This window comes from Achromobacter maghribensis (assembly GCF_057334215.1).
The window spans coordinates 50,002-76,693 of the sequence record NZ_JBHFII010000017.1 but is presented as its reverse complement, the minus strand read 5'-3'; the positions used below and the strand labels follow the sequence as shown (position 1 = coordinate 76,693).

Below are 26,692 nucleotides of genomic sequence, written 5' to 3'. Positions count from 1 at the left end.
TTTATCAATTCGCGAACGTTAGATTAATGAATATGGTCACGTCAAGTAAGGGTAAGCCCCTAATGCCAGCGCTCGATGACACCGATCTGGCCTGTCTGATTGCCTTGCAGTCGGACCCGCGCGCGTCCTGGCGCGAACTGGGCACGGCCACCGGCATCGCCGAGCGGACGGTGGCGCGCCGGCTTCGCCGCCTGATGGATGCGGACGCGCTGCGGGTCATTGCCGAGCCCGATCCGTTGGCCATGGGCCAGGGCGTGGTGTTGCATGCCTGGGTGCGCTGCCGTTCGGGCCGGGTGCCGGACGTGGCCGATCAGCTGGCACGGCTGGATATCAGCCAACTGGTCGTCACCCTGGCCGGCACCGCCGATCTGATGGCCGAGCTGACCCTGGCGGACGCAGCCGACATGCCGGACGTGGTGACGCGCGTGTTGCCGTCGATCGACGGCGTGGAGCATGTGGAGGCGCGGCTGGTGTTGCGCCCCTTTCGCCGCGCGGGGCAATGGCGTATCCAGGCGCAGCCGGATGCCGCCGCCGAAACGCCGCCCGCGCAGCCCGCGGCGGCGTTGACCGAGCCGGAACAACGCATGGTCGCCCATCTGATGCGCGACGGGCGGGCCAGCCTGGCCGAGCTGGCTGAACAGGCTGGCGTCAGCGAACCCACGGCGCAGCGTCTGCTGCAGCATCTGGTCGAACGGCGCGCGCTGAGCTTCCGCGTGGAGGTGGAACCGTCGCTGGTGGGCTTTCCGGTAGAGGCCGTGATCTCGGTGCAGGTGCGGCCGCAAGCGGTGGATGCGCTGGCCGCGCATCTGGCGCTGGACCCCAACACGCGATGCCTGTTCGGCACTAGCGGCGCGTCGCAGTTGTTCTGGCACGTGCTGTGCCGCGATAGCCTGCATCTGTGGGACGTGGTGACGCGCCGGCTGGGTGAACTGGATGGCGTGCTGAACAGCGAAGTGGGGGTGGTGATGCGCGCGCACAAGCGCTGCGGCATTGTGCGCGCCGGGGCGCGGCTGGGGGCGGACGCCCCGTAGTGGCTACCCCCTCGCGGTGCGTGCGTGCACGCGCCGCGAGGCCCCATCGGGCGCCCTACGCGCCCAGATAAGCGCGGGCCAGCGCGCCGTCCTGCGCGATTTCCGCCGCCGTGCCTTGCGCCGCGACGCGGCCGGACTCCAGCACATAGGCGCGGTCGGCCAGCGATAGCGCCAGCGCGGCCATCTGGTCCACCAGCAGAATCGTCATGGACTCCGCGCGCAGCCGGTCCAGCGCGTCGAACAACTCGTCGATGATCTTGGGCGCCAAGCCCAACGACGGTTCGTCCAGCAACAGGATCACGGGCTTGGACATAAGGCCGCGTGCAATCGCCAGCATCTGCTGTTCGCCGCCGGACAAGAGGCCGGCACGTTGATGCAAGCGTTCACGCAGGCGCGGAAACCGCGTCAGCATCTCTTCCACGCGCGCTTCCCGGTCCTGGGGATGCAGGAAGGCGCCCAACCGGATGTTGTCCAGCACGCTCAGGCCAGGGAAGACTTGACGGCCTTCGGGCACCAGCACCAGGCCGCGCGCCACGATACGGTCGGCGGCCAGGCCATTCAGTTCCTGACCTTGCAGATGCATGCCGCCCTGCGCGGGCCGATGCAGGCCGGCCAGCGTGCGCATCAAGGTGGATTTGCCCGCGCCGTTGGCGCCCAGCAGGGCCACCATTTCGCCCTGCCGTACTTGCAGGTCGATGCCGTGCAGCACGGGGTTGGCGCCATAACCCGTCACCAGATTGCCCACGCCCAGCACTTCGGGCGCGATGGGGGCGCCGGCTGGCCGCTGCCGGGATGCCGGGGCGCGCCTAGCGGCGTCATCGCCCAGGTAGGCCTGACGCACGGCGGGCGATTGCTGGATGTCGGCGGGGCTGCCTTGCGCCAGCTCGCGGCCGGCGTCGATGGCAACGATATGGTCCGACACCCCCATCACCAGCGCCATGTCGTGTTCGACCAGCAACACGCCCGCGCCGGCCTCGGCGATGCGCCGCAGCAGCCCGGCCAGCCGCGTCTTGTCTTCGCGGGACAAGCCTGCCGCCGGTTCGTCCATCAGCAGGATGTCGGCATCGGTGGCCAGCGCGCGGGCAATCTCCACCAGGCGCCGATCCACGTGGGGCAGGTCGGCGGCGGGTACGTCCAGCGCGCCCTCGTAACCGCAGAACGCCAACAGCGCGCGCGCCCGTTCGCGCACGTCCGGGGTTCGGAAGCGGCGCGACGCCAGCAGCCCGCCCAGCCGGCCGCGCACCATGCCCAGCGCCACGTTGTCTTCCACGCTAAGCGTGTCGAACAGCTGCGAGGTCTGGTAGGTGCGGCCGATGCCGTTGCGCGCCACCCGATAGGCCGGCAGCGCGGCCAGCGCCGTGTCGCCCAGCGCTACCGCGCCGGCGGTGGGCTGGTAGTAGCCGCTGAGCATGTTGATGACGGTCGACTTGCCTGCGCCGTTGGGCCCGATCAGCGCCGTCACGGCCGCCGGCGGCACGGCGAACGACACCGATTGCACGGCGCGCACGCCGCCGAAAGTCATGGTCAGCGCGTCGGCGCGCAAGATGCGCCGGGGGCGGCCGCCGGCTGGCATTGCGCTGCCCTGGCGCGGCGTCAGCGCATGGCTCGCCGCATTGCGGCGCCAGCGCGACAGCAGCCCGGCCACACCGTCGGGCGCGGCCCACAGCACAACCAGCAGGAAGGCGCCGAAGAACAGCAGGCGGTATTCCTCCAGGCTGGATAGCAGCTCTGGCAGCAGTCCGACGACGACCGCGCCCAGCAACGGTCCGGCCAGCGACCCCGCGCCGCCCAGCGTCACCGCCAGCACGAACAGGATGGACTGCATGAAGTTGAAGTTGTGCGGCGTGATCATGCCGGCCTGCGGCGCGTAGAGGCCGCCCGCCAGGCCCACCACCGCCGCCGACACCATGAACGCCACGGCCTTGACCGCCAGCGGGTTGATGCCGATGGACTCGCTGGCCGTTTCGCTGTCTTTGACGGCGCGCATCGCCGCGCCCCACGTGCCGCGGGACAGCAGCGCGTAGGCCGCCAGCGCCGCGAACGCCGCCACGATGGCCAGCATGGCCACGCCGCGGTCCCCGCCGATGCCGGCCAGCGAGGGTTGCACGATTCCCATCAGGCCGTTCTGGCCGCCGGTGAGGTCGCCGCCTTCGATCAGCGCGTGCTCGACGATGAAGCCGAAGGCGATGGTGATCATCGCCAGGTAAGGGCCTTTCACGCGCAGCGCGGGCAGGGCCAACAGCAGGCCGAAGGCGCCGGCGATAAGCGCCGCCGCCGGCCAGGCCAGCCAGAAGCTCCAGCCGGCCTGACCGGTCAGGATCGCCACGGTGTACGCGCCGATGGCGTAGAAACCGGCGTGGCCGAACGACATCTGTCCGGTCAGCCCCAGCAGTACGTTCAGCCCGATGCCGGCCAGCGCCAACAGCGCCACATTGCCCAGCACGAACACGTAGTAGCCGTTGACGGTGGCCGCCAGGGCCAGGCCGGCCGCCGCCAGCAGGGCGTAGAGCGCCAGCGGCAGCCAGCGCGATGCAAGTCGCTTATTCATCAGACCTTCCTGACATCGGCGCGGCCGAAGAGTCCGTTGGGACGCACGGCCAGCATGACGATCACCAACGTGAAGCTGATGATCTGGGTATATCCGGAGCCCAGCGCCACCGTGATCAGCGCTTCGACCACGCCGAACAGCAGGCCGGCGATCATTACGCCCCAGGCGCTGGTAATGCCGCCCAGGATCGCGACGACGAAGGCCTTCAGGCCGAACAGCGTGCCCATGTCGGCCTGCACGTTGAACAGCGGCGCGACCAGCGCGCCCGCCACGCCGGCGAACAGCGTGGATACGGCAAACGCCGCCATGATGGCGCGGCGCACGGGAATGCCCATCAGCCGTGCCGCGCTGGGGTTCTGCACGACGGCCAGCAGCGCCACGCCCCAGCGCGTGCGGCGCGACAGCGTGTGCAGCGCTGCCGCCAGCACCAGCCCGACCAGCGGAATCAGCAGTTGCAACGGGTAGACGCCCAGGCCCAGCCCGCCGATTTCAAGCGGCGCCTGCGCCAGTGGCGACGGCAAGCTGCGCGGCTCTTTGCCGAACGTGAACATCACCACGTTATCCAGCACGATGCCCAGCGCTACCGTGGACATCAGCCAGGCGTTGGAGCCCCGGCTGGCGAACGGCCGCACGGCCAGCCGTTCGACCACCAGGCCGTACAGCGCGCACAGCGCCAGCGCCGCCAGCAAGGCGGGCGCCAGCGGCCAGCCCAGCGTCTGCGCGAACGTAAAAGTCAGCACGGCGCCCAGCATCATGGAACTGCCTTGGGCGAAGTTCACCGTGCCGGACACGGCGTAGGTCAGGTAAAAGCCCAGGGCCATCAGCCCGTACATGCTTCCCAGACCCAGGCCGCTGACGATGGCGGACATCAACAACATGCGCGTCTCCCGCGTGGACCAGCTGTTTACTGCGCGCCTTTGACGGGCAGGATGCGGTTATCGATGAACTGCGTCCACACGTAATCGTCTTCGCGCAGCGCATCGTGCGAAGTGGGCGTGAAGGGCTGTTCATAGGTTTTGATCAGGCCGTCGTACTTGCCGATCTTGTAGAAGCCCTGGCGCACCGCGTCGCCGTCGGTCGAGCCGGCCTGCGCGATGGCCAGCGCGGCCAGCTGCATGCCGTCGTAGGCATTGGCCACGCCCACGGCAGGCGTGATGTCCTGCGGGCCCTTGATGTCGGAGTACTTGGCCTTCAGCGCCTGCATCACCTTGTCGCCCACCGGGCCCTGCTTGGCGAAGAAGCTGTAGGTCTGCACGAAATGCACGTTCTTGGCGTTCGGGCCGGCCAGCTCGGTGAAGCGGCCGCCCGCGGGGCCCCAGTGCGACACGATCGGCACCTTCCAGCCCATGCGGTCCAGCGACTTCACGACCTGCGCCGACGGGCCGACGTTGCCGACCAGGAACAGCGTGTCGGCGCCCTCGGCCTTCAGGCGGCTCAGTTGGGGCACCACGTCCAGGTCGTTGGGTTGGAATTTCTCGACGCCGGCGGGCGTGACCTTGGCCGCGGCTAGCGCGGCGTTCAGGCCTTTCTCGTTGGATTCGCCCCACGGGTTGTTCACGAGGATCATGCCCGGCTTGGCGCTCTGGAACGTCTTTTGCGCGTACTGGACCATCGCGCTGTCCACGATCTCGTCCATGGCCGACACGCGAAACACGAAGTTCGGGTTGCCCTTGTTTTGCGTGATGGCGGTGCCCGCCGCCCACGGCCCCATGAACGGCACCTTTTCCTGGTTCACGATGGGCACGATGGCCATCGAGACCGGCGTGTCCAGGCCGCCAAACAGCACGGTGACCTTTTCCTTGAAGATCAATTCACGCGCGGCGGCCATGCCCTTGGCGGGATTGCCTTCGTCGTCGCGCCGCACCAAGACGATCTGGCGGCCGCCCAACAGGCCGCCTTTCGCATTGATCTCGTCGATGGCGATCGTCATGCCGCGCGTCAGCGCTTCGCCCGCTCGTGCCGACTCGCCGGACAGCGCCGTGATCAGGCCGATCTTGATGGGGTCGGCGGCAAGCGCCGGTTGCAGGGTCAAGCCGGCGGTGAAGAGGGCGGCGGCGGTGGCGCGAAGCAAAAAGGAACGGCGGGTCGGGACCATTGGGCACTCCTGGAAAAGTGGAACGGATCTTGCATGGGGTTAAGGGCTGCCTGGTTTCCCCATGCAAGATCCATGCCATCTGGTTCCAACCGGACGCCATGGGCGGCGATCGCTCTGCCACGAGGGGGAATGTGGCGTCTTCAGGCGTGGTTTGTCCGCGTCAAATTCCAGTTTTGTCTACAAAGATTCCAGAATTTTGTTAACAATCATGCATCAGGATTTGCACCAAAATGAATCCAACCTCGCTTTCAAGCACTAATCCGGGGCGCGGCGACGCGTCCGCATGGGCGCCCGCGCCGCTGGCCTGCCATGGCCGCTTCGCCTATCAGCCGATCACCGGCCGGGGGGATTACGCCTGGCCGAACGGCGCGCGCCTGGCCGTGTACCTGGGCTTCAACATCGAGCACTTCGCCTTTGGCGAGGGGTTGGGGGCTGAACTGGGACCGGCCTCGCCCCATCCCGACGTGCTGAACTACGCATGGCGCGAGTACGGCAACCGGGTGGGCGCGTGGCGCTGCCTGGAGCTGTTCGACGAACTGCGCCTGCCCGCGGGCGTATTGCTCAACACCGCGCTGTACGAGCATTGCCCGGAATTGGTCGACGCCTTCCTGGCACGCGGCGATGAACTGATCGGGCATGGCTACAGCAACGCGCATCGCCAGGGCGGCCTGCCCGAAGCCGAAGAAAGCGCGCTGCTGGCGCATTGCCGCGACCGCATCCGGCAGCACGCCGGCCAAGCCCCGGCGGGCTGGCTGTCGCCATGGATTTCGGAAAGCCGCGCCACGCCGGACCTGCTGGCCGAGGCGGGCTACCGCTACACGCTGAACTGGTGCCACGATGACCAGCCCATGCGGATGCGCACCCGCGCGGGCGATCTCTGGGCCATTCCGTATCCGCAGGAACTCAACGACATCCCGATGATCATGGGCCGCAAGATGGACGCCCGCGACTTTGCCGATATGATTCTTGATCAGTTCGAGGAAATGCGCGCGCAAGCCGTTCGCCAGCCGCTGGTGATGGGCATTGCGCTGCATCCCTATATCGTTGGGCAGCCGTACCGGCTGCGGCACCTGCGCCGGGCGCTGGCGCCGCTGGCGGCGGCGCGCGACCGGGGCGAGATCTGGTTCACCACGCCGGGCGAGATCTGCCGCCATGTGGATAGCCTGCCGTCCGGCGCGGTGGCCGCGCGCTGAGCCGCCGGTTGTCCGATACCTTTTCTCCGTCCGCCCACCCGAGTCCCGCATGCCTACCCGTAGCCCAGCCCAACCCCGCGCCAAGCCCGCCGCTCGCAGCAAGCCGGCCGCCCCGCCCGTCGCCGCCCCGGACGCCGCCGGCCACGGTGACGCGGCGCCGGACAGCGACATGGAGCGCCGCATCTGCGAAGCCGTGTACGAAAGCGTGATGAGCCAGCGGCTGACGCCTGGCACGAAGTTGCCCGAGGCCGCGATCTGCGAGTTGTTCGGCGTATCGCGGTCCGTGGCGCGCAAAGCCCTGCAGCGGCTGGCGCACGAGCACGTCGTGGATTTGCACCACAACCGCGGCGCGGTGGTGGCCGAGCCCACGCCCGAAGACACGCGGCAGATTTTCCAGGCGCGCCGCGCGTTGGAAGCGGCCTTGCTGCCCCTGGCCGTGGCCCGGGCCACCAAGGCCGACTACGCGTCGCTGCGCAAGCAATTGCGCGACGAACACGCCTTGCTGCATCGCGCCGGGCAGCCCGCGTGGGCGCGCCAGGCCAGTGCCTTTCACGTGCGTCTGGGCGAACTGTCCGGCAACGCGATCCTGCACGGCTATCTGGCCGAGCTGGTGTCGCGGTGCTCGCTGATCGTGGCGCTGTACGAGCCGCCCGGCAACGCCGCCTGCGAACACGGCGAGCACGTGCTGATCGTGGACCTGATGGAACGCGGCGACGTGGCGGAAGCCGTGAAGATCAATGACAACCACCTTGCGGACCTGGAGCGGCGTATCAGCCTTGAACGCCCGCAACCCGCGCAAACTCTTGCCCAGATGCTGGGACTGGCCTGACATGGAAATCGATTTCGACGCAATCACCGAATACCAGCGCTACAAGTTGATGGCCAGCCTGATCGTGCCCCGGCCGATCGCGCTGATCACCACCTTGTCCGAAACCGGCGTGGTCAACGCCGCGCCGTTCAGCATGTTCAACATGCTGGGCGAAGACCCGCCGATTGTCATGGTCAGCATCAACCGGCTGGAAGACGGCGGCTTGAAGGACACGGCCCGCAACATTGCCCGCGATAAGGAATTCGTGGTCCACCTGACCGACGAAGCGATGGCAGAAAAAATGCACCGCTGCGGCGACCGTCTGCCGGCGGACGTCAGTGAACTGGCCCACGCCGGGCTGGACGCCGCGCCCAGCCACCACGTCAAGCCGCCCCGCATCGTGCAGGCGCCGGTTGCCTTCGAATGCACGCTGTATGAAACGATGGAAACCGCCAGCCGGCAGATCTTCATTGGCCAGGTGCGCTGGCTGCATGCGCGCGATGGCCTGATCGACACGGAAACCTGGCGCGTGCGCCTGCAGGACTATTTTCCGGTGGGGCGTTTCGGCGCAAGCTTCTACGTCACGACGCGCGACCGCTACGCGATCGGCGCGGGGGACGCGCCTGCGGGAACGGCGGCCAGCACCGCGATCGACGAAATCTAAGGCGCAGCCTTCACCAGACGGCGCCGTGGCCGCCCGGCGGGCGCAGGTGCCGGGCGAAGCGCTGCGTCAGGAACTCCACGAACGCGACTGTCTTGGCCGGCAGGTTCAGGCGTTCGGGATACAGCGCGTGAATGTCGGCGGACGGCGTGCGCCAATCCGCCAACACTTCGCGTAGCCGGCCCGCGCGCAGGTAGGCCGCGGTCTCCCATTCGGACCGCATGACGATGCCGTGGCCGTCCAGGGCCCATTCCAACGCGCTTTGGCCGTCATTCGAACTGACCGGGCCGCGCACTTTGACGGTTTCGGCACGTTGGCCGGATTCCAACCGCCAGGTGCCGTAGGCCACGTCGTTCTCGCGCACCACGATGCAGCGGTGGCGCTGCAGGTCGCCCGGCGCGCGGGGTTCGCCGTAAGTGTCGAGGTAGCGGGGCGACGCGCAGAGCAGCCGCCGGTTGGATGCGATCTTGCGTGCGGTCAGTCGGGCGTCGGGCAGGTCGCCGAAACGCACGGCCACGTCGAAGCCTTCCTCGATCAGGTTCAGCGGCCGGTCCGTCAGCCGCATCAACACTTCGACGTCCGGAAATTGGCGCGCGAAGTCCGACACGGCCGGCACGATGTGGGCGCGCCCGAAACCGAACGTGGCGTTCAGCCGCAGCAGGCCCTGCGGTTGGGCGCGGGCGCTTGAGACCGACCGTTCCAGGGCTTCCAGGTCAGCCAGGATGCGGGTGCCTTCCGCCAGATACAGCTCGCCCTCTTGCGTGACGCTGACCCGCCGCGTGGTGCGGTTCAGCAGCCTGACGCCCAGGCGCTGCTCCAGCCGGGCCAATCGCGTGCTGATGGCGGGCGGCGTCAGGCCCAGTTCGCGCGCGGTGGCGGACAGGTTGCCGTGCTTGACCACCAGCGAGAAGAAGGCAAGGTCGGAAAGGGCGTCCATAGGCGGGCCTGGTAATCGCTATTTATAAATTCAATTTAATAAAGATTTAGTCTTGGCCGCAATTATAAGAATTAAACCGGCTTATACACTGGCGCTACCGATATAGAGCCGCACCCACGCGGCCAACCGAGGAGACCAGGAATGAAATTCAAACCCGTGGCCGGCGCGGTCTGCGCCGCCCTTGCCGTTGCATCCTGTTGGAGCTTTCCCGCCGTGGCCGCCGACGCGTTCCCCGAGCGCGCCGTGACGCTTGTCGTGCCGTTCGCGCCCGGCGGCAGCGTGGACATCGCCGCGCGGCTGATTTCAGACGCGTGGGGCCGAGCCCTCGGCCAGAGCGTGATCGTGGAGAACCGGGCCGGCGCTTCCGGCAACATCGGCATGGCCGCCGTGGCGCGCGCCCAACCCAACGGCTATACGCTGGCGATCAACACGATGTCGCTGGCCATCAACCCCGCGTTGTTCAAAGAGATGCCGTTCGACACCAGAAAGGATCTGCGGTCGGTGGGCACGGTAGGCACGTCGCAGCACGTGCTGACGGTGACGAACGCCTTGCCGGTCACCAGCGTGAGCGAGCTGCTGGCCTATGTCCGCGCGCGGCCCGCCAATGACCTGAGCTTCGGTTCCGCGGGCACGGGCAGCACCTTCCACATGGCCGCCGAACTGTTCAAGTCCGTGTCCAAGACGCAGATCCTGCATGTGCCGTACAAGGGCGGCGGCCCGGCCATGGTGGACACCATCAGCGGCCAGGTGCAGATGAGCTTCCCCGTGCTGTCCGCGGCCAAGCCGCAAGTCGACGGCAAGAAGCTCCGCGCGCTGGGCGTGACGGGCACCACGCGCTCGCCGCTGCTGCCCGACGTGCCCACCATCGCGGAATCCGGCCTGCCCGGCTACGCGTTCAACACCTGGTTCGTGGTCAGCGCGCCGGCCGGCACACCCCAAGCGGTAATCGATACGCTGAACGCCAAGCTGGCCGAAGCGCTGCAGTCGCAGGCACTGAAAGACCGCATGCAGAAGGAAGGGTTCGATCCCCTGATTTCCACGCCGGCCAAGACGGACGACATGGTGGCCGCCGAGATGACGCGCTGGGCGGACATCGTGAAGGACGCCGGCATTCAGGCCAACTAGAGGGAATGCGAGGCGCCTGTCAGGATGACAGGCCCTTGCCGCAAGATGCGCCCGCGGTCGGTCGCGGGCACTGCAATCAAGGACGACAAGACATGCCCGGCATGACGCTATACGACAAACTGGTGGCCAGCCATGAAGTGGCCCGCATCGACGACGAGCACATCCTGCTTTATGTCGATCTGCACATCATGAACGAATACACCAGCCCGCAAGCCTTCAGCGGCCTGGCCGCGCGCGGCAGGGCCGTGTTGCGGCCGGGCCAGCAGATGGCGGTGGTGGACCACATCATTCCCACGCACCCGGTGCCGTCGGCGCTGCGCGTCATCGCCGACGATGCCTCGTCGCGCCAGGCCGTGAACCTGAAGCACAATTGCGACACCCAGCGCATCGCGCTGTTCGACACCACCGACCCGCTGCAAGGCATCGAACACGTGATCGCGCCCGAACACGGCATGATCCTGCCCGGCATGGTGGTGTTGTGCGGCGACAGCCACACCACCACCTATGGCGCGTTGGGCGCGTTAGGCTTCGGCATCGGGACGTCGGAAGTCGAACACATCCTGGCCACGCAGACGCTCGTCTACCGCGTTGCGCGCAACATGCGCGTCCGGGTCGACGGCGTGCTGGGCGCTGGCGTGTCCGCCAAAGACCTGGTCATTTATCTGGTGCATCGCATCGGCGCTCAAGGCGCGCGGGGGCACGCCGTGGAGTTCTGCGGCGCGGCGATCGACGCGTTGTCGGCCGAAGCCCGCATGACCCTGTGCAACATGACCGTGGAGGCCGGCGCGCGCGCCGCGCTGATCGCGCCGGATGCGACCACCGACGCGTATGTCACCGCGCATGCGCCCCACTTGCGCGGCGAGGCGTTGCGCGCGGCGCGCGGCTATTGGGCCACGCTGCGCACCGACGACGGTGCGGCGTTCGATGTCGAACACGTGTTCAACGCGGCCGACATCGCGCCCTTTGTCACGTGGGGCACCAGCCCCGATCAGGCCATGCCGATCACCGGACGGGTGCCGGATCCGCAGGCGGAGCCCGACACGCTGGCCCGGCTGGCGTTGGAAAAGGCCATGGACTACATCGGCCTGGCGCCCGGGATGCCGATCGCCGGCGTGCCGATCGACCGGGTGTTCATCGGTTCTTGCACCAACGGCCGTATTGAAGACCTGCGCGTGGTCGCGGCGATGGTGCGCGGCCGCAAGGTTGCGGCCGGCGTGCGGGCGATGGTCGTGCCGGGGTCGGGCGCAGTGCGCGTACAGGCCGAAGCCGAGGGGCTGGCCGCGCAACTGATCGACGCCGGCTTCGAATGGCGCCAGCCGGGCTGTTCGATGTGCCTGGCCATGAACGACGACGTGCTGCGGCCCGGCGAGCGCTGCGCCTCCACCACCAACCGCAATTTCGAAGGACGCCAGGGGCGGGCAGGGCGCACGCACCTGATGAGCCCCGCCATGGCGGCGGCGGCCGCGCTGGCTGGCCGCATCGTTGACGCCCGCGACTGGGAGCAAGCCAAATGAACCCGCTGATCGAAGGCATCGCCGCGCCGCTGCCGTTTTCCAATCTGGACACCGACCAGATCATGCCCAAGCAATTCCTGCGCATCATCGACAAGGCGGGGCTGGATCGTGGCCTGCTGTACGACCTGCGCTTTGACGAAGAGGGCGCGCCACGCCCCGGCTTCGTTCTGAACCAGGACGCCTACGCCGGCGCATCGCTGCTGGTGGCCGGCCCCAACTTCGGTTGCGGCTCCAGCCGGGAACATGCGGTGTGGGGCTTGCAGCAGTTCGGCATCCGCGCGGTGATCGCGCCGAGCTTTGGCGAGATCTTCTACTTCAACGCGCTGAACAACGGCCTGCTGCTGGTCAGCCTGCCGCCGGCCGAGGTCGACGCGCTGCTCGCGCGGGTGTCCAATACGGGCGTGGCGGGCGGCAACCGCGTGGCCGTCGACGTGATGGCGGGCCAGATCCGCGCCGCGGATGGCTGGACGGCGGGCTTCACGTTGCCGGAACGGCATCGCCGCATGTTCGCGCAAGGGCAGGACATGGTGGGCGCGTCGCTGGCCCAATTGCCCGAGGTGGAACGTTTTGAAGCGGCCCACTGGGCGCGCCACCCCTGGATGAAGGACGTGGCGCGCACGGTGCGCGACCGTCTGGACGCCGGGCGACAGTAACAACAGGAGGCAGTACCCATGACCGCATTCTTCGACTTGCCCGTGCGCCGCATCCCGGCCGACGGCATAGACATTGCCGCGCGCATCGACGGGTCAGGGCCGCCGCTGCTGTTGCTGCATGGCCATCCGCAAACGCATGCCATCTGGCACCGCGTGTGGCCCGAGCTGACGCGGCATCGCACCTGCGTGGCGGCCGACCTGCGCGGTTACGGGGACAGCGGCAAGCCCGCGGCCACGGCGGATCATTCCGCCCATTCCAAGCGTCAGATGGCGGCTGACATGATCGCGGTGATGCGCGCGCTGGGCCATGAGCGCTTCGAGGTGCTGGCGCACGACCGCGGCGCCCGGGTGGCGCATCGGCTCGGGCTGGATCATGCCGGCGCCGTGTCCCGCATGATGCTGCTGGACATCGCGCCCACGCTGGACATGTACGAGGGCACGACGCGGGCGTTTGCGCAGGCTTACTTCCACTGGTTCTGGCTGATCCAGCCGGCGCCGGGCCCGGAAACCATGATCGGGCACGACCCCGTGTTCTACCTGCGCTCGGTGATGGGCGGCCGGCCCGGCGGCCTGGCGCATTTTTCCGCGCAGGCCATGGCGGAATATGAGCGCGCGGCCCGGCAGCCCGGCTGGGCCACGGGCTTGTGCGAGGACTACCGCGCGTCGGCCACGCTGGACCTGGACCATGACCGCGCCAGCCGCGCCGCCGGCGAGCGCTTGCGGATGCCGGTGCGGGCGCTATGGGGCGAGCGTGGCGCCGTCGGCAAGAATTTCGACGTGCTGGGGCTGTGGCGCGCGGTCGCCGACGAGGTCTCGGGGGGATCGCTGCCGGGGGCGCACTACCTGGCCGAAGAAACCCCCGACGCGCTGCTGGAAGAGGCGGGTGCGTTCTTTGGATGGCGGTAGCCCAGGCTGTCAATCAAGCCAGGGCGGGCGATAGGGCTATCCAATAAGGGACACACCCCTGGTGTTAACCTTCGCCCCATGAATCGTTACTTCGCCGATCTTTCCGAATTGCCCGAGCCCGAAGACGCGCAACGCGTCTTCAAGGCGACTGACTCGCCCTGCGTGGCCGTGTGTTCGACCCTGTTCGACGATATCTGCCGCGGCTGCGGCCGCACCGCCATGGAAGTCGCCAACTGGGTCTTCATGACGGAAGAGGAAAAGCGCGAAGTCTGGATCCGCATCAAGGCGCAAGGGTATCCCCGGCGCAACAATTAAGCGCGGACGGCGGCCCGCAACGTCCGGCCGTCTTGGGCATGTCATATCGCGCGGGCTAAATCGCGTTATCGCCCACTTCCGGCCCTATCATGCGCATCGTTCTGGTTACGGATGCCTGGCATCCGCAAGTCAACGGCGTCGTCCGCACCTGGACGACCATGCAGCAGATCCTGAGTGAATGGGGCCACGAGCTGATCGTGGTGAACCCGCAGGGCAGCCGGACGGTTCCGGCTCCGTCCGAACCGGACCTGCGGCTATGCCTGCAGCCGGGGCGTCAATTGCGGCGCATCCTGGGCGACACCATTCCCGACGCGCTGCACATCGCCACCGAAGGGCCGCTGGGCCTGGCCGCGCGCCGCATGGCGCTGGCGCGGGGCTGGCAGTTCACGACCTCGTTCCACACGATGTTTCCCGACTATCTGCAGGCGCGCATGGGCATCCCGGCGGCCTTGCCTTGGCGCTATCTGCGCTGGTTTCACCGCCCCTCGCAGTGCGTGCTGGTGCCGACCCCCACGGTGCGCGACGTTCTGGTGCAGCGCGGCCTGACGAACCTGCGGGTCTGGTCGCGCGGGGTCGATCCACGCAAATTCCAGCCGACGGAAAGCTCGGCCTTCGCGCATCTGCCGCGGCCGGTCTACCTGAGCGTGGGCCGCGTGGCGCGCGAAAAGAACCTGGACGCCTTCCTGTCGCTTCCGCTTGCCGGCAGCAAGGTCGTGGTGGGCGCCGGCCCCGACGAGGCGCGGTTGAAGAAGGCATTTCCCGACGCGGTCTTTCTGGGCATGCAGAAGGACGATGCGCTGCCCGGCTTCTACGCGGCGGCCGATGTCTTTGTGTTCCCCAGCCTGACCGACACGTTCGGCCTGGTGATGTTGGAGGCGATGGCCTGCGGCACGCCGGTGGCGGCCTTTCGCAGCGAGGCGCCGCTTGCCGTGGTGACCCAGGGCGTCACCGGCTGCCTGGACGACGATCTGGCCCACGCCTGCCACGCCGCGCTGCCGCTGGACCGCCACGCGGTGCGGGCGCACGCGCTGACCCGCAGCTGGGACTCGGTGGCATCGGATCTGCTGGATTCGCTGGTGCCGCTGGTGGCGGACGCGTCGTCGCGGCCCTCGCTGGCCCGCGCCGGGTGAACGCCGGCGGATACCGGGTAAATTTTTGGGGACGGGTTTCCGGACGGCACGCCAAACCGGTACAATCCTTCGCAATCCTGAGGAGCGTTGCGACGACCCTGTGGTTCCCTTCATGCTGTGATCCCACACAGCCATGCCAAGTGGAACCCGGCTCGCCAGGCTCAGGAATCCTTGTTCAAGCGCCGCGCCCTGCGCGTCGCTACAGCAACGGCGCTCACCTTTGTCGCATATGGCGGGAAAGGCGAGCACTCGACTGTCGTGGTGTATTCGCGTTGACCGGCCATATCGTGCGCCGTTCGAAATTCACGTGGAGCCTACACACACCATGAACGCTGTGACTGATAAATCCTTCTCCGATTACCTGGTTGCCGACCTGTCGCTGGCAGGCTGGGGCCGCCGCGAGCTGGCCATCGCCGAAACCGAAATGCCCGGCCTGATGGCCATCCGCGAAGAATTCGCCGCCGCGCAGCCGTTGAAGGGCGCGCGCATCGCGGGCAGCCTGCACATGACCATCCAGACCGGCGTGCTGATCGAAACGCTGGTGGCCCTGGGCGCCGAAGTGCGCTGGGCCTCGTGCAACATCTTTTCCACGCAAGACCACGCCGCCGCCGCGATCGCCGCGTCGGGCACGCCCGTCTTCGCCGTCAAGGGCGAAACGCTGGAAGAGTACTGGCAGTACACCCACAAGATCTTCGAATGGCCCAACGGCCAGCACGCCAACATGATCCTCGACGACGGCGGCGACGCCACGTTGATGTTGCACCTGGGCACCAAGGCCGAAAAGGATATTTCGGTGCTGGCCAACCCGGGCAGCGACGAAGAGCGCATCCTGTTCGCCGCCATCAAGGAAACCCTCAAGCGCGATCCGAAGTGGTATTCGACCCGCCTGGCGCAGATCAAGGGCGTGACGGAAGAAACCACGACCGGCGTGCATCGCCTGTACCAGATGTCGCAAAAGGGCGAGCTGGCCTTTGCCGCCATCAACGTCAATGACTCGGTCACCAAGTCCAAGTTCGACAACCTGTACGGCTGCCGTGAATCGCTGGTGGACGGCATCAAGCGCGCCACCGACGTGATGGTCGCCGGCAAGATCGCCGTCGTGGCCGGCTATGGCGACGTGGGCAAGGGCTGCGCCCAGGCGCTGGTCGCGCTGCGCGCGCAAGTCTGGGTCACCGAAGTCGACCCGATCTGCGCGCTGCAAGCCGCGATGGAAGGCTTCAAGGTCGTGACGATGGAAGAAGCCGCCGCCCACGGCGACATCTTCGTCACCGCCACCGGCAACTACCACGTCATCACGCGCGAACACATGAACGTGATGAAAGACCAGGCCATCGTCTGCAACATTGGCCACTTCGACAACGAAATCGACGTTGCCGGCCTGGCGGATTGCCAGTGGGAAGAGATCAAGCCGCAAGTCGATCACGTGATCTTCCCGGACGGCAAGCGCATCATCCTGCTGGCCCAGGGCCGCCTGGTGAACCTGGGTTGCGCCACCGGCCACCCGTCGTTCGTGATGTCGTCCTCGTTCGCCAACCAGACCATCGCCCAGATCGAACTGTTCACGCGCAACGACGCCTACAAGTCCGGCGAAGTCTACGTGCTGCCCAAGCACCTGGACGAAAAGGTTGCCCGCCTGCACCTGAAGAAACTGGGTGTGAAGCTGACGACCCTGCGCCAGGATCAGGCCGACTACATCAACGTGCCGGTGGAAGGCCCCTTCAAGCCGAACCACTACCGCTATTGATGCATGTAGCAAAATAGGGAAGTGCCGCGCCATGTTGGCGCGGGCTTTCCGAACCGCGGGGTTCCCCGGCATCGCCTGGCGATCAAGGGGCCGCGGAGCGCTTACAGGAGAACGAACATGGTGACATTGATACTCGTCTGGATCTTGAACGCAGTGGCCCTGCTGGCCGTTGCCTACTTGTTGCCCGGCATCACCGTGGCCAGTTTCGGATCGGCGCTCATCGCCGCGCTGGTGCTGGGCTTGGTGAACATGCTGGTCAAGCCGGTGCTGGTGCTGCTGACGCTTCCCATCACGGTCGTCACCCTCGGGCTCTTCCTCATCGTCATCAACGCCTTGTTGTTCTGGTTCGTCGGCTCCGTGCTGAAGGGCTTCCAGGTCAACGGGTTCTGGTGGGCCGTGGGCGGTGCCATTCTGTACAGCATCATCTCTGGCCTGCTTACCAAACTGATCCCCTAATGTCCGACTCGATGTCTCCTGCTTTCAGTCTGGAATTCTTCCCCCCGCGCGATCTGGCCGGCCAGGAACGGCTGGTCCGCGCGGCCAAGCAGATGCTGGCCATCCAGCCCAAGTACGTCAGCGTGACCTTCGGCGCGGGCGGTTCCACGCGCGCCGGCACGGCGGATGCCGTGCGCACGCTGCGCAACCTGGGTTGTGATGCGGCGCCCCACTTGTCGTGCGTGGGCGCCACTCGCCAAGACCTGCGGGACATCCTCCAGACGTACAAGAACGAGGGCGTGCGGCGCGTGGTCGCCCTGCGCGGCGACCTGCCTTCGGGCATGGGCGGCGATGCGGGCGAATTGCGCTACGCCAACGAACTGGTGTCCTTCATCCGCGAGGAAACCGGCGACTGGTTCCACATCGAAGTGGCGGCCTATCCCGAAATGCACCCGCAAGCGGCCAATCCGTCCGCGGACCTGGACCATTTCGTGACCAAGGTGAATGCCGGCGCCGATGCGGCCATCACGCAGTATTTTTTCAACGCCGACGCCTATTTCGACTTCGTCGATCGGGCCCAGGCCAAGGGCGTTCGCGTGCCGATCGTGCCGGGCATCATGCCCATCACGAACCACACGCAGCTGCTGCGCTTTTCGGAAATGTGCGGGGCGGAAGTGCCGCGCTGGATCCGGCTGCGCCTGGCGGAGTTTGGCGATGACAAGGCCTCCATCCGCGCCTTCGGCGTGGACGTGGTCACCGAGCTGTGCCAAACCTTGCTGGACAACGGCGCGCCGGGCCTGCACTTCTACACCCTGAACCACGCGGAAGCGCCGCTGGCGGTGTGGAAGGAACTGGCGCTGTAAGCGTCGCGCCCCGTGCGCAATGCGAAAGGCCGGCGTATCCGCCGGCCTTTTTTTCGCTATTCAATCGTAGGATGGGCGGTGCGCGGTACTAGTCGCACGGCGCCGCCATCAATCGGCGTACACGCCTACCTTGCGGATAATGCCCCCCCACTTGTCGACCTCGGCTTGCAGCCACGTCTGCAGGCCTTCGGGCGTCTGTTTGGATTCGGGCACGATCTCGGCGCCCAGCTCGGCCATTTTCTGCGTGAAGGCCGGATCCTTCAGCGCCGTGCGCAGCGCTGCATTGAACTTCGCGATTGCCTCGGGCGGCGTGCCCTTCGGCGCATAGACGCCATGCCACACCTTCACTTCAAAGCCCTTCAAACCGCCTTCCTGCAGGGTCGGCGCGTCCGGCAGGGCCTTGATGCGGTCCAGCGTCGTGACGCCGTACAGCTTCACCCGTTGTGCCTTGATCTGCGGGATGGTCTGCGTGGTCTGGTCGCACAGCACATCGACCTGGCCGCCCAACAGCGCGGTCATCGCAGGCGCCGTGCCGGCATAGGGCACAGTCGTGAACTGCACGCCCAGCGACTCTTGCAGCAGCATGCCGCACAGTTGCGACACCGCGCCCAATCCCGCGTTGGCCAGGTTGACCTTGTTGCCGTTCTCTTTCGCGTACTTGATGAAGCCCGCCATGCCATCGGCCGGCAGGTCCTTGCGGCCCAGCAGCGTCATCGGCACATCCGCTACCTGGCCAACGTAGGCGAAGTCCGTCAGCGGATTGAACGACAGCTTGCGGTATAGCGCCGGCGCGGTGGCCATGCCGTTGTGGTGGATCAGGAAGGTGTACCCGTCCGGCGCCGCGCGCGCCACATGCTGGGATGCCAGCGTGCCACCCGCGCCCGTGCGGTTTTCGATGATGATGCTCTGGCCCAGCGTCTTGGCCATGGAGGCGCCCAGGCTGCGCGCCACCACGTCCGTGGGACCGCCTGCCGCGAACGGCACGACGAGCGAAATGGGATGGTTCGGATATGCGCCTTGCGCGCTGGCGGAACCCCAGGCAAAGCAGGACAGGGCCAGCAGGGGCCAGGCGGCACGCGTCGCCGCGCGCTTGAAAATGGGGGGCATGTCTCGCTCCTTGTGGTTGTCTCGAGCCCACGAACGCAGCGCGGGCCGGCACCAGTGTCGCGTGCCAGGCCAAGGATGAGAATTTGCCGTTTCACAAGCCGGGCTTCGGCTGCGGGAAAGGCGGGTTTACGCGGTACTGCGCAACCCAGGTACGAAAAAGCGGGCCTTAACTCGCCTGGTCCTTGCCCGGGTCTTCCGCCAGCACCTGCGGTGTGGGGTAGCTGGGCTGCGGCGCGTTCGCGGGCTCAAGCCGCAGCGGCTGATGGACGCGGCTGGGCGGCACCAGTGAGCCGGGGTCGTCCGGGTTGGTCCACAGCGGGTCCGGGATCTCGGCGAAAACCTGGCGCAGGCGTTCGCCCCAGGTGCTGCGGATCATGCGGAAGTACTGGTTGTGCTCGTCGATGCTGGCGAAGTGCGTGACGCGCAGCGCGTTCGTGTCGTAGACCAGCAGGTCCAGCGGCAGGCCGACGGAAATGTTCGAGCGCAGCGTGGAGTCCATCGAGATCAGCGCGCACTTGGCGGCCTCGTCCAGCGAGGTGTCGGGGCGCAGCACACGGTCCAGGATGGGCTTGCCGTATTTGGCTTCGCCGATCTGGAAGTACGGGCACTCCTGGCCGGCCTCGATGAAGTTGCCCGCGGAATAGATCTGGAACAGCCGGCAGCGCTCCGCGCCAATCTGTCCCCCGAAAATGATGCTGACATTGAAGTCCACGCCCTGCTCGTGCAGGGCCGGTGCTTCGCGCTGATAGACTTCGCGCACGGCCGCGCCGACGCAGCGGGTGGCCTCGAACAGGTCGGCCGCGTTCCATATGGTGTCGCCGCCGTCGTCGTGTTGCCGAGTCAGGGCATGCAGCACCGCCTGGCTGACTGCCAGGTTGCCGGAGGTCATCAGGACCATGACGCGCTCGCCCGGGCGCTCGAAGACGGTCATTTTGCGGAAGACGCTGATCTGGTCCACGCCGGCATTGGTGCGGGAGTCGGACAGGAAAACCAAGCCGGCGTCGAGGCGGGCTGCTACGCAGTAGGTCATGATCGGAAATTTGGAAAAACCACGCCGCATTGTATTGCGGCGCGGCTCCGGGGGTTACTGCTGCCCGGAAGTCTGGACCTGCACGCTGATCTCCATGGATTCCTCGCCGCCGCCGCTGCGCACGCCGCGAATCGGTGACGCCGAATCGTAGTCGCGCGCCACGGCCAGGCGGCAGTGGCTGTCCGAGGCGAACTGGCGGTTGGTGATGTCGACGCTGGTCCAGCCGATGTCGGCCAGCCACACGTCGGCCCAGGCATGGCTGGCCGAGTGTTCCGACGTTGTGTACACGTAGCCGCTGACGTAGCGCGCGGGCACGCCCAGGCCGCGTACGCAGGCCAGAAACAGGTGGGCATGGTCCTGGCAGACGCCGTGTCCCATGGCCAGCACCTGATTGGCTGCCGTGGTGACGTCGGTGGTGCCGGGTTCATAGGCCACCCGGTCGCTGATGGCGTTGGCCAGCGCCAGGATGTCGTCCGGCGTGCCAAGGCCGTCGGGCAACACTTCGCGCACGAAGGCCATGATCGTGTCGTCGGCCTGCGTCAGTGGCGTCTGAACGCAATAGGCGTGCACGGGCAGGCGGCTGTCTTCGCCGCCCAGTACGCCGCGTACCAGCGGCGCCACCTGCACCTGCCCCACCACGCGCAGTTCGATGTCGGTATGGGCGTGGTTCAGGGTCAGCGTGTGGGTAATGTTGCCGTAGGCGTCCACCTGCTTTTCCAGCGCGCCGGGCGCTTCGATGTGCCAGCGCAGCACGCGCTGGTGCTCGTCGTCGCGGGGCGTCAGGCGCAGGGTCTGGATACTGTAGGTGACCGGAGCGGTGTATCGGTAGTGGGTGACGTGGGTGATGAACTGTTTCATGGCTGTCTCCGAGTTATGCCGACAGCGGGACCAGGAAATCCTGGCTGATCCGGTTGCCCAGGTCGTTGATGCGGTCCAGGAAGTGATCCAGGTACTGGTGCAGCCCGCTATCCAGGATGTCTTCGACGCGGCCGTACTGCAGCTCGGCGCACAGCATGCCGGCGCGGCGTTCGGTTTCGGTCGAGCGCTGGTTGGAGACGCGTGCCAGATCGTCGGCCACCGCCCGCATCGACGCCAGCAGCGAGCGCGGCATGTCGCCGTGCAGGATCAGCAGTTCGGCGACGCGGTCGGGCGTGATCACGTCGCGGTACACCTTTCGATAAATCTCCAGCCCGGACACCGAGCTCAGCAGCGCGGACCATCGGTAGAACTCGCTTTGCAGTGCGGCGGTGCCAGTGGGCTCGGTGCGAATTTCCTGGGACCCACTTTGCGATCCGTTCTGGGACGCGCCCTGCGCGCCGTTGCCGCCCCGTTCGTGGAACTTCACGTCCAGCATCCGCGCGGTGTTATCGGCCCGTTCCAGATGCATGCCGATACGCAGGAAGTACAGCGCTTCGTCCTCCAGCATGGTGCCGATGGTGACGCCGCGCGCCAGGTGCGAGCGGAACTTCACCCATTCGAAGAACTCGCCCGGATTCCGCTCCAGCAAGCCGGTGTGCAGGTGCTTCAGCAGTTCAAGCCAGGTGGTGTTGTAGGTTTCCCAGACTTCGGTCGTCAGGCTGCCGCGCACCGCGCGCGCGTTTTCACGCGCGGCCCGCATGCACGAATAGATGGACGATGGGTTTTCGGGGTCGCGCACCATGTACTGCAACACGTCATGGGGCGAGATGGCGGCGTACTTGCTCTGGTACAGACCCTGCAGTTCGGAAATGCGCAGGACGCCCAGCCACGAACCCTCGCGCGTCTGCGGGTCTTGCGGCAGCAGCGACATCTGCAGGTTCACGTCCAGCATGCGGGCCGTGTTCTCGGCGCGTTCGATATAGCGGCACATCCAGAACAGGTTGTCGGCGGTTCGGCTCAGCATGGTCAGTCCTCCAGAACCCAGGTGTCTTTGGTGCCGCCGCCCTGGCTGCTGTTGACGACCAGCGAGCCTTCGGTCAACGCCACGCGGCACAGGCCGCCGGGGACGGTGCGGATGTCCTTGCCGCACAGCACGTAGGGGCGCAGGTCGACATGCCGCGGCGCCACGCCCGATTCCACATAAGTGGGGATGGTGGATAGCGCCAGCGTTGGTTGTGCGATGTAGTTGGCGGGGTTGGCGCGCACGCGGTCCTTGAACGCGTCGATTTCGGCGTGGGTGGACGATGGGCCCACCAGCATGCCGTAGCCGCCTGCGCCGTGCACCTCCTTCACCACCAGGTCGTGCATGTTCGCCAGCACATGGGACAGCTCGTCCGGCCGGCCGCAACGCCAGGTGGGAACGTTCGACAGAATGGGCTCTTCGCTGAGATAGAACCGGATCATGTCCGGCACGTACAGATACGTGGACTTGTCGTCGGCAATGCCGGTGCCGATGGCGTTGGCGAGCGTGACGCGGCCGGCGCGGTACACCGACAGCAGGCCGGGCACGCCCAGCGCCGAATCGGCGCGGAACGACAAGGGGTCCAGGAAGTCGTCGTCCAGCCGGCGGTAGATCACGTCTACCTTGCGCGGGCCCTGCGTGGTGCGCATGTAGACGGTGTTCTGTTCCACGAACAGGTCCTGGCCTTCCACCAGTTCCACCCCCATCTGCTGGGCCAGGAAGGCGTGTTCGAAGTAGGCCGAGTTATACATGCCGGGCGTCAGTACCACCACGGTGGGGTCGTCGCCGCCGTGTGGCGCGACTTCCCGCAGGTTGTCCAGCAGCAGATCGGGATAGTGCGCCACCGGCTCGACCTTGATGCGGCTGAATGCGTCCGGCATCAGCCGCATCGACATCTTGCGGTTCTCAAGCATGTACGACACGCCGGAGGGCACGCGCAGGTTGTCTTCCAGCACGTAGAACTCGCCCGCGCCCGCGCGCACGATGTCCACGCCGGCGATGTGGCAGTAGATGTCTTCCGCCACATCCACGTCCTGCATTTCGGGGCGGTACTGGGCGTTCAGAAACACCTGTTCGGCCGGCACGATGCCGGCGCGCACGATGTCGTGGCCATGGTAGATGTCGTGGATGAACATGTTCAGCGCGCGCACGCGCTGCTTCAGACCGGCCTCCAGGTGGCGCCATTCGTCGGCGGGGATGATCCGGGGGATCAGGTCGAACGGGATCAGGCGTTCGGTGCCGGCGGCGTCGCCGGCAACCGAAAAGGTGATGCCGACGCGGCGGAAACTCAGGTCTGCCTCGAGCCGTCGCACGGCCATGGCTTCGGCCGATTGCTCTTGGTGCCAGCGCTCGAAGGCCTGGTATTGGGAGCGTATGCCGCCGGCGCTGTCGCGCATTTCGTCAAAAGCGGCTGGACGGGATGATCTGTCCTTCATGGCTCCTCCGATGCTGGGTGCTACGGCCTGCCGGCAGGCGGCAGCCTCGCACACGGTCATTACCCGGCCGATGCGTGGCCGGTCTAAATGAATAAGCAACCCCCGTGCCAGCTTTTCGGGCAAGCGGCCGCCTTGGGCACAATATCCTCCCAAGGGCGCCGAAACACCATCCCCCGTCGCGGGTAAGGTGCCCGCGGCGCGGCATGCACCGCATTGGTGCGCGCTGCCGGGCCGCTCTGGTGCGTCAGTTCATCCGGTACGTGTGCAGCGTCGTGCCGCTGGCGTCGCCTTGTTCCAGCGGCGCATGCGGCACCCAGCCGTCCTGCGTCAGCACGGCGTCCAGCGGAAAGTCGTGCGCGGCGGGGGCGTAGTCGGCGTCCAGCTCGCCGCAGCTCCAGGCGATGCCGATCGTGATGAACGGATGGCCGCGTTGGCGCAGCGCCGCCAAGGTGCGGTCGTAGTAGCCGCCGCCATAACCCAGGCGATCGCCCTGTTCCGTGTAACCGAGCGTCGGTACCAGGACGACGTCGGGCAGCACCTCGGCGCCCGCCACCGGTTCCTGGATGCCGTAGGGGCCGGCGCGCAGCTCAGCGTCGGGTGTCCAGGGCAGGAAGGCAAGGGGGGCGTTGCGCTCGCGCACCACCGGCAGCGCCACGGCGACCCCGTTTTCCACCCATTGCGACAGCAGCGGGCGCAGGTCGGGTTCGTCGGCCATGGGCCAGAACGCGGCCACGGTGGCGGGGGCCGGACGGCCGGCGCGGGCCGCTTCGTCGCGCGCCACGTTCAGCCACGTGAACAGGCGCGCGCGCATCAGCAGACCACCCCGGCTGCGCTGGTCTTCGGGCATTTCGGCACGCAGTTTCCGCAATCGCGTGCGGTGCTGGACTGCGGTATCCTCTGGAGTATTTTGCGTAGTCATGCAGTGGCTGTGATGGGGGTGGACAATGAAGGCGAACATGCTGGAATCGGGCATGCGGAAATCGGGCACGCGGACATCTGGCACACGCGTAGTCGGCATGCCGGCGTGCAGGGTCGCTGTATGACGGCAAATCAGGGACACGGCATGACACAGATTCTGCAAGCCCGACGGTATCAGAAAACTGGCGGGAAATCCCCGCGCGGCGCCGTCGCGCCGGACCCCCGTTCCGGCCTGCGCCGCTGGCTGCCGCTGCTGGCCTTGTTCACCGCCGCTTGTGCCCCGGTCGATGCGCAGCAGCGCAGCGCCTCCGTCAATCCGCAGCCGCAACCCACCGTCCAGGCGGCCCAACCGGTCATCTCGGTGCCGCCCGCCGTGCTGGCCGGCCTGCCGCCCACCGCCGACACGCCAGCCTTGGCCGCCGTGGTGGCCGCACGTGAAGCCATGAACCGCAAGCAGTGGTCCGTGCTGGGCATGCTGGTACCCCAGGCCAAGTCCGACCCGCTGGGCATGTACCCGGAGTATTGGCTGCTGCGCTATCAACTCTGGACCCCGCCCGCCGGTGGCCGTCCCACGGCCGATCTGCAACGCTTCATCAGCAGCAACAGCGACGCCTATCTGGCCGATCGCCTGCGTGGCGACTGGCTGCTGGCCGCGGCCCGCAGCGGCGACTTCGAAACCGTGCGCAAACTGGCGCCCGTGAAGAACAGCAACGCCCAGATCGAATGCGCCATCCTGGACGCCAAGCACATGACCGGCCAGCGCGCCACCGCGGCGCAGGCCACGGCGGTGTTCGCGCCGGGCAGCGCCTGTTGGGCGCTGTACGACCAGCTGGTGGCCGACGGCATCCTTGGCTGGGAACAACTTGAGCCGCAACTGCGCGACGCCATCGAAGCCGACAAGACGACGGATGCGCGCAAGCTCGTCCAATACATGTTCGAGCCGCGCGACCTGAAAACCTACGACGTCCTGATGAAGGACCCGATGAAGTGGCTGACCCGGCAAGACCGCATGCCGGTGGGCCGCAACGAGAAAGAGCTCGTGACCATCGCGTTGGCTCGCCTGGCGCGTTCGGACGTCAGCGTGGCCGATTCCTATCTGCGCCGCGAATGGGCCAAGTCCATGTCCAAGCCAAACCTGGCCTGGGTGCGGGGCCAGTACGCGTTGATGGCGGCCTTGAAGCTGGATAGCCGCGCCGACGACTGGTATCACGAAGCCGGCCACATCCGCATGACGGAATACAACGCCGGCTGGAAGGTGCGCGCGGCACTGCGCCAAGCGAAGATCGACTGGAAGTGGGTGATCGAATCCATCGACGATATGCCTGCTTCGCAGCGCAACGATCCGTCATGGGTGTACTGGAAAGCGCGCGGCCTGGCCGCAACCGGCCGCAAGGAGCAAGCCAACGCCCTGTACGCCAGCATCGCCGACCGCTTCGATTTCTACGGCCAGTTGTCCGCCGAGGAACTGGGCCGCCGCATCGATGTGCCGCCGCGTCCCGCGCCCGTCAGCGACCGCGAAATCGCCGAGGCCCGCGCCAATCCCGGCCTGCAACGAGCCGTGCAACTGTTCCGCCTGGGCTGGCGTGGCGAAGCCGTGCCCGAATGGAACTTCACGTTGCGCGGCATGACCGACCGCCAACTGATCGCCGCCGCCGAACTGGCCCGCGCCGAGAACATCTACGACCGCGTGGTCAACACGTCCGACCGCACGGAAAAGGAATTCGATTTCAGCCAGCGCTTCATCGCGCCGTTCGAAGGCCGCGTCACCGCCAAGGCCAACGCCATCGCGCTGGACCCGGCCTGGGTCTATGGTCTGATCCGCCAGGAATCGCGCTTCATCATGGACGCGCGTTCGCACGTGGGCGCCTCCGGCCTGATGCAACTGATGCCGGCCACCGCCAAATGGGTCGCCGGCAAGATCGGCATGACCGATTTCACGCCGTCCAGCGTGAACGACTTCGACACCAACACCGTGCTGGGCACCAACTACCTCAACATGGTGCTGCGCGACCTGAACGGGTCTCAGATGCTGGCCAGCGCGGGCTACAACGCCGGACCGCGGCGGCCGCACAACTGGCGTTCGACGTTCACGCATCCCGTCGAAGGCGCCATCTTTGCCGAGACCATTCCCTTCAATGAAACGCGCACCTACGTGAAGAACGTGATGTCCAACGCGGTTTATTACGCGGCCATGTTCAGCGGTCAGTCGCAGTCCCTGAAGGAACGTCTGGGCAGCATCGTGCCGCTGGGCGCCGAGAGCACATCGATTCCATGACGCAAGACCCGGCCACCGACGGCTTGCAGGCTTATATCGTCGGCGGGGCGGTGCGCGACGCGCTGCTCGGCCTGCCGCCGGGCGCCCAC

Annotated in this window: 24 protein-coding genes and 1 riboswitch; of the genes, 14 read left to right on the top strand and 10 right to left on the bottom strand. The window is 66.9% G+C overall.

Translation table 11 applies throughout. The features are described from left to right. Nucleotides 1–26 precede the first annotated feature (26 nt). On the top strand, nucleotides 27–1,031 hold the full coding sequence (locus tag ACE039_RS07145) for an Lrp/AsnC family transcriptional regulator (RefSeq protein ID WP_448708795.1): 1,005 nt from the start codon (nucleotides 27–29) through the stop codon (nucleotides 1,029–1,031). A 55-nt stretch (nucleotides 1,032–1,086) separates the two neighbouring features. On the opposite strand, the gene ACE039_RS07140 is transcribed toward ACE039_RS07145, so the two are convergent. The 3 genes from ACE039_RS07140 to ACE039_RS07130 are packed head-to-tail and all read right to left on the bottom strand — an operon-like array spanning nucleotide 1,087 to nucleotide 5,674. Further along, nucleotides 1,087–3,579 carry a branched-chain amino acid ABC transporter ATP-binding protein/permease gene (locus ACE039_RS07140; protein WP_485821999.1) on the bottom strand — a complete coding sequence of 831 codons (2,493 nt, stop codon included), beginning with the start codon at nucleotides 3,577–3,579 and terminating at the stop codon, nucleotides 1,087–1,089. Beyond that, nucleotides 3,579–4,457, bottom strand: coding sequence for a branched-chain amino acid ABC transporter permease (locus ACE039_RS07135; protein WP_105555834.1), 879 nt, complete (start codon nucleotides 4,455–4,457; stop codon nucleotides 3,579–3,581). The genes ACE039_RS07140 and ACE039_RS07135 overlap by 1 nt, the downstream gene beginning before the upstream one ends. A gap of 26 nt (nucleotides 4,458–4,483) precedes the next feature. Next, entirely contained in the window at nucleotides 4,484–5,674 is a 1,191-nt protein-coding gene (locus tag ACE039_RS07130) for an ABC transporter substrate-binding protein (RefSeq protein ID WP_448712127.1), read from the bottom strand. A gap of 230 nt (nucleotides 5,675–5,904) precedes the next feature. On the opposite strand from ACE039_RS07130, the gene ACE039_RS07125 reads away from it, so the two are divergent. The 3 genes from ACE039_RS07125 to ACE039_RS07115 are packed head-to-tail and all read left to right on the top strand — an operon-like array spanning nucleotide 5,905 to nucleotide 8,339. Further along, entirely contained in the window at nucleotides 5,905–6,867 is a 963-nt protein-coding gene (locus ACE039_RS07125; RefSeq protein WP_313462576.1) for a polysaccharide deacetylase family protein, read from the top strand. Between the two features lie 49 nt (nucleotides 6,868–6,916). Beyond that, on the top strand, nucleotides 6,917–7,696 hold the full coding sequence (locus ACE039_RS07120; RefSeq protein ID WP_313462577.1) for a GntR family transcriptional regulator: 780 nt from the start codon (nucleotides 6,917–6,919) through the stop codon (nucleotides 7,694–7,696). 1 nt (nucleotide 7,697) lies between these two features. Further along, the gene (locus ACE039_RS07115; protein WP_050446162.1) at nucleotides 7,698–8,339 is read left to right on the top strand and encodes a flavin reductase family protein; all 642 of its coding nucleotides are present in this window, start codon (nucleotides 7,698–7,700) and stop codon (nucleotides 8,337–8,339) included. Nucleotides 8,340–8,349: 10 nt separating this feature from the next. Here ACE039_RS07115 and ACE039_RS07110 read toward each other — a convergent pair whose 3' ends face one another. Next, nucleotides 8,350–9,273, bottom strand: coding sequence for a LysR family transcriptional regulator (locus ACE039_RS07110; RefSeq protein ID WP_105555837.1), 924 nt, complete (start codon nucleotides 9,271–9,273; stop codon nucleotides 8,350–8,352). Nucleotides 9,274–9,414: 141 nt separating this feature from the next. On the opposite strand from ACE039_RS07110, the gene ACE039_RS07105 reads away from it, so the two are divergent. The 9 genes from ACE039_RS07105 to metF all read left to right on the top strand — a co-directional run bounded on the left by ACE039_RS07105 (nucleotide 9,415) and on the right by metF (nucleotide 17,958). Beyond that, nucleotides 9,415–10,398 (top strand): tripartite tricarboxylate transporter substrate binding protein, encoded by a 984-nt coding sequence (locus ACE039_RS07105; protein WP_485821998.1) that lies wholly within the window; start codon nucleotides 9,415–9,417, stop codon nucleotides 10,396–10,398. Between the two features lie 92 nt (nucleotides 10,399–10,490). After that, nucleotides 10,491–11,912: a 3-isopropylmalate dehydratase large subunit gene (gene leuC / locus ACE039_RS07100; RefSeq protein ID WP_485821997.1), complete on the top strand. Its 1,422-nt coding sequence runs from the start codon at nucleotides 10,491–10,493 to the stop codon at nucleotides 11,910–11,912. Next, nucleotides 11,909–12,565, top strand: coding sequence for a 3-isopropylmalate dehydratase small subunit (gene leuD / locus ACE039_RS07095; RefSeq protein ID WP_485821996.1), 657 nt, complete (start codon nucleotides 11,909–11,911; stop codon nucleotides 12,563–12,565). Before leuC ends, leuD begins: the two co-directional genes overlap by 4 nt. A gap of 18 nt (nucleotides 12,566–12,583) precedes the next feature. Beyond that, nucleotides 12,584–13,471 carry an alpha/beta fold hydrolase gene (locus ACE039_RS07090; protein WP_313462583.1) on the top strand — a complete coding sequence of 296 codons (888 nt, stop codon included), beginning with the start codon at nucleotides 12,584–12,586 and terminating at the stop codon, nucleotides 13,469–13,471. 78 nt (nucleotides 13,472–13,549) lie between these two features. After that, a complete protein-coding gene (locus ACE039_RS07085; protein ID WP_006224807.1) occupies nucleotides 13,550–13,786 on the top strand; it encodes a DUF1289 domain-containing protein in 237 nt (78 codons plus the stop codon). 89 nt (nucleotides 13,787–13,875) lie between these two features. After that, nucleotides 13,876–14,916, top strand: coding sequence for a glycosyltransferase family 4 protein (locus ACE039_RS07080; RefSeq protein WP_485821995.1), 1,041 nt, complete (start codon nucleotides 13,876–13,878; stop codon nucleotides 14,914–14,916). Between the two features lie 73 nt (nucleotides 14,917–14,989). Continuing rightward, nucleotides 14,990–15,139: riboswitch (S-adenosyl-L-homocysteine riboswitch) on the top strand. A 102-nt stretch (nucleotides 15,140–15,241) separates the two neighbouring features. Continuing rightward, nucleotides 15,242–16,660: an adenosylhomocysteinase gene (gene ahcY / locus ACE039_RS07075; RefSeq protein WP_105555843.1), complete on the top strand. Its 1,419-nt coding sequence runs from the start codon at nucleotides 15,242–15,244 to the stop codon at nucleotides 16,658–16,660. A gap of 120 nt (nucleotides 16,661–16,780) precedes the next feature. Continuing rightward, nucleotides 16,781–17,116 (top strand): phage holin family protein, encoded by a 336-nt coding sequence (locus ACE039_RS07070; protein ID WP_105555980.1) that lies wholly within the window; start codon nucleotides 16,781–16,783, stop codon nucleotides 17,114–17,116. Next, the gene (gene metF / locus ACE039_RS07065; RefSeq protein WP_448712143.1) at nucleotides 17,116–17,958 is read left to right on the top strand and encodes a methylenetetrahydrofolate reductase [NAD(P)H]; all 843 of its coding nucleotides are present in this window, start codon (nucleotides 17,116–17,118) and stop codon (nucleotides 17,956–17,958) included. Before ACE039_RS07070 ends, metF begins: the two co-directional genes overlap by 1 nt. 108 nt (nucleotides 17,959–18,066) lie before the next feature. Here the strand turns inward: metF and ACE039_RS07060 are convergent, their stop codons facing one another. The 6 genes from ACE039_RS07060 to ACE039_RS07035 all read right to left on the bottom strand — a co-directional run bounded on the left by ACE039_RS07060 (nucleotide 18,067) and on the right by ACE039_RS07035 (nucleotide 24,329). Beyond that, nucleotides 18,067–19,065, bottom strand: a complete 999-nt coding sequence (locus ACE039_RS07060; protein ID WP_448712145.1) for a tripartite tricarboxylate transporter substrate-binding protein — start codon at nucleotides 19,063–19,065, stop codon at nucleotides 18,067–18,069. Between the two features lie 166 nt (nucleotides 19,066–19,231). Beyond that, complete coding sequence (locus ACE039_RS07055) at nucleotides 19,232–20,095, bottom strand: proteasome-type protease (protein ID WP_448712147.1); 864 nt, start codon at nucleotides 20,093–20,095, stop codon at nucleotides 19,232–19,234. A 54-nt stretch (nucleotides 20,096–20,149) separates the two neighbouring features. Beyond that, the gene (locus ACE039_RS07050) at nucleotides 20,150–20,953 is read right to left on the bottom strand and encodes a transglutaminase family protein (RefSeq protein ID WP_485821994.1); all 804 of its coding nucleotides are present in this window, start codon (nucleotides 20,951–20,953) and stop codon (nucleotides 20,150–20,152) included. A gap of 13 nt (nucleotides 20,954–20,966) precedes the next feature. Further along, a complete protein-coding gene (locus ACE039_RS07045; RefSeq protein ID WP_448712149.1) occupies nucleotides 20,967–21,977 on the bottom strand; it encodes an alpha-E domain-containing protein in 1,011 nt (336 codons plus the stop codon). Nucleotides 21,978–21,979: 2 nt separating this feature from the next. After that, nucleotides 21,980–23,410: a circularly permuted type 2 ATP-grasp protein gene (locus ACE039_RS07040; protein WP_448712151.1), complete on the bottom strand. Its 1,431-nt coding sequence runs from the start codon at nucleotides 23,408–23,410 to the stop codon at nucleotides 21,980–21,982. A 244-nt stretch (nucleotides 23,411–23,654) separates the two neighbouring features. Beyond that, nucleotides 23,655–24,329, bottom strand: coding sequence for a 5-formyltetrahydrofolate cyclo-ligase (locus ACE039_RS07035; protein WP_485821993.1), 675 nt, complete (start codon nucleotides 24,327–24,329; stop codon nucleotides 23,655–23,657). Between the two features lie 144 nt (nucleotides 24,330–24,473). On the opposite strand from ACE039_RS07035, the gene ACE039_RS07030 reads away from it, so the two are divergent. Further along, a complete protein-coding gene (locus ACE039_RS07030; protein WP_448712153.1) occupies nucleotides 24,474–26,603 on the top strand; it encodes a lytic transglycosylase domain-containing protein in 2,130 nt (709 codons plus the stop codon). Nucleotides 26,604–26,692 lie beyond the last annotated feature (89 nt).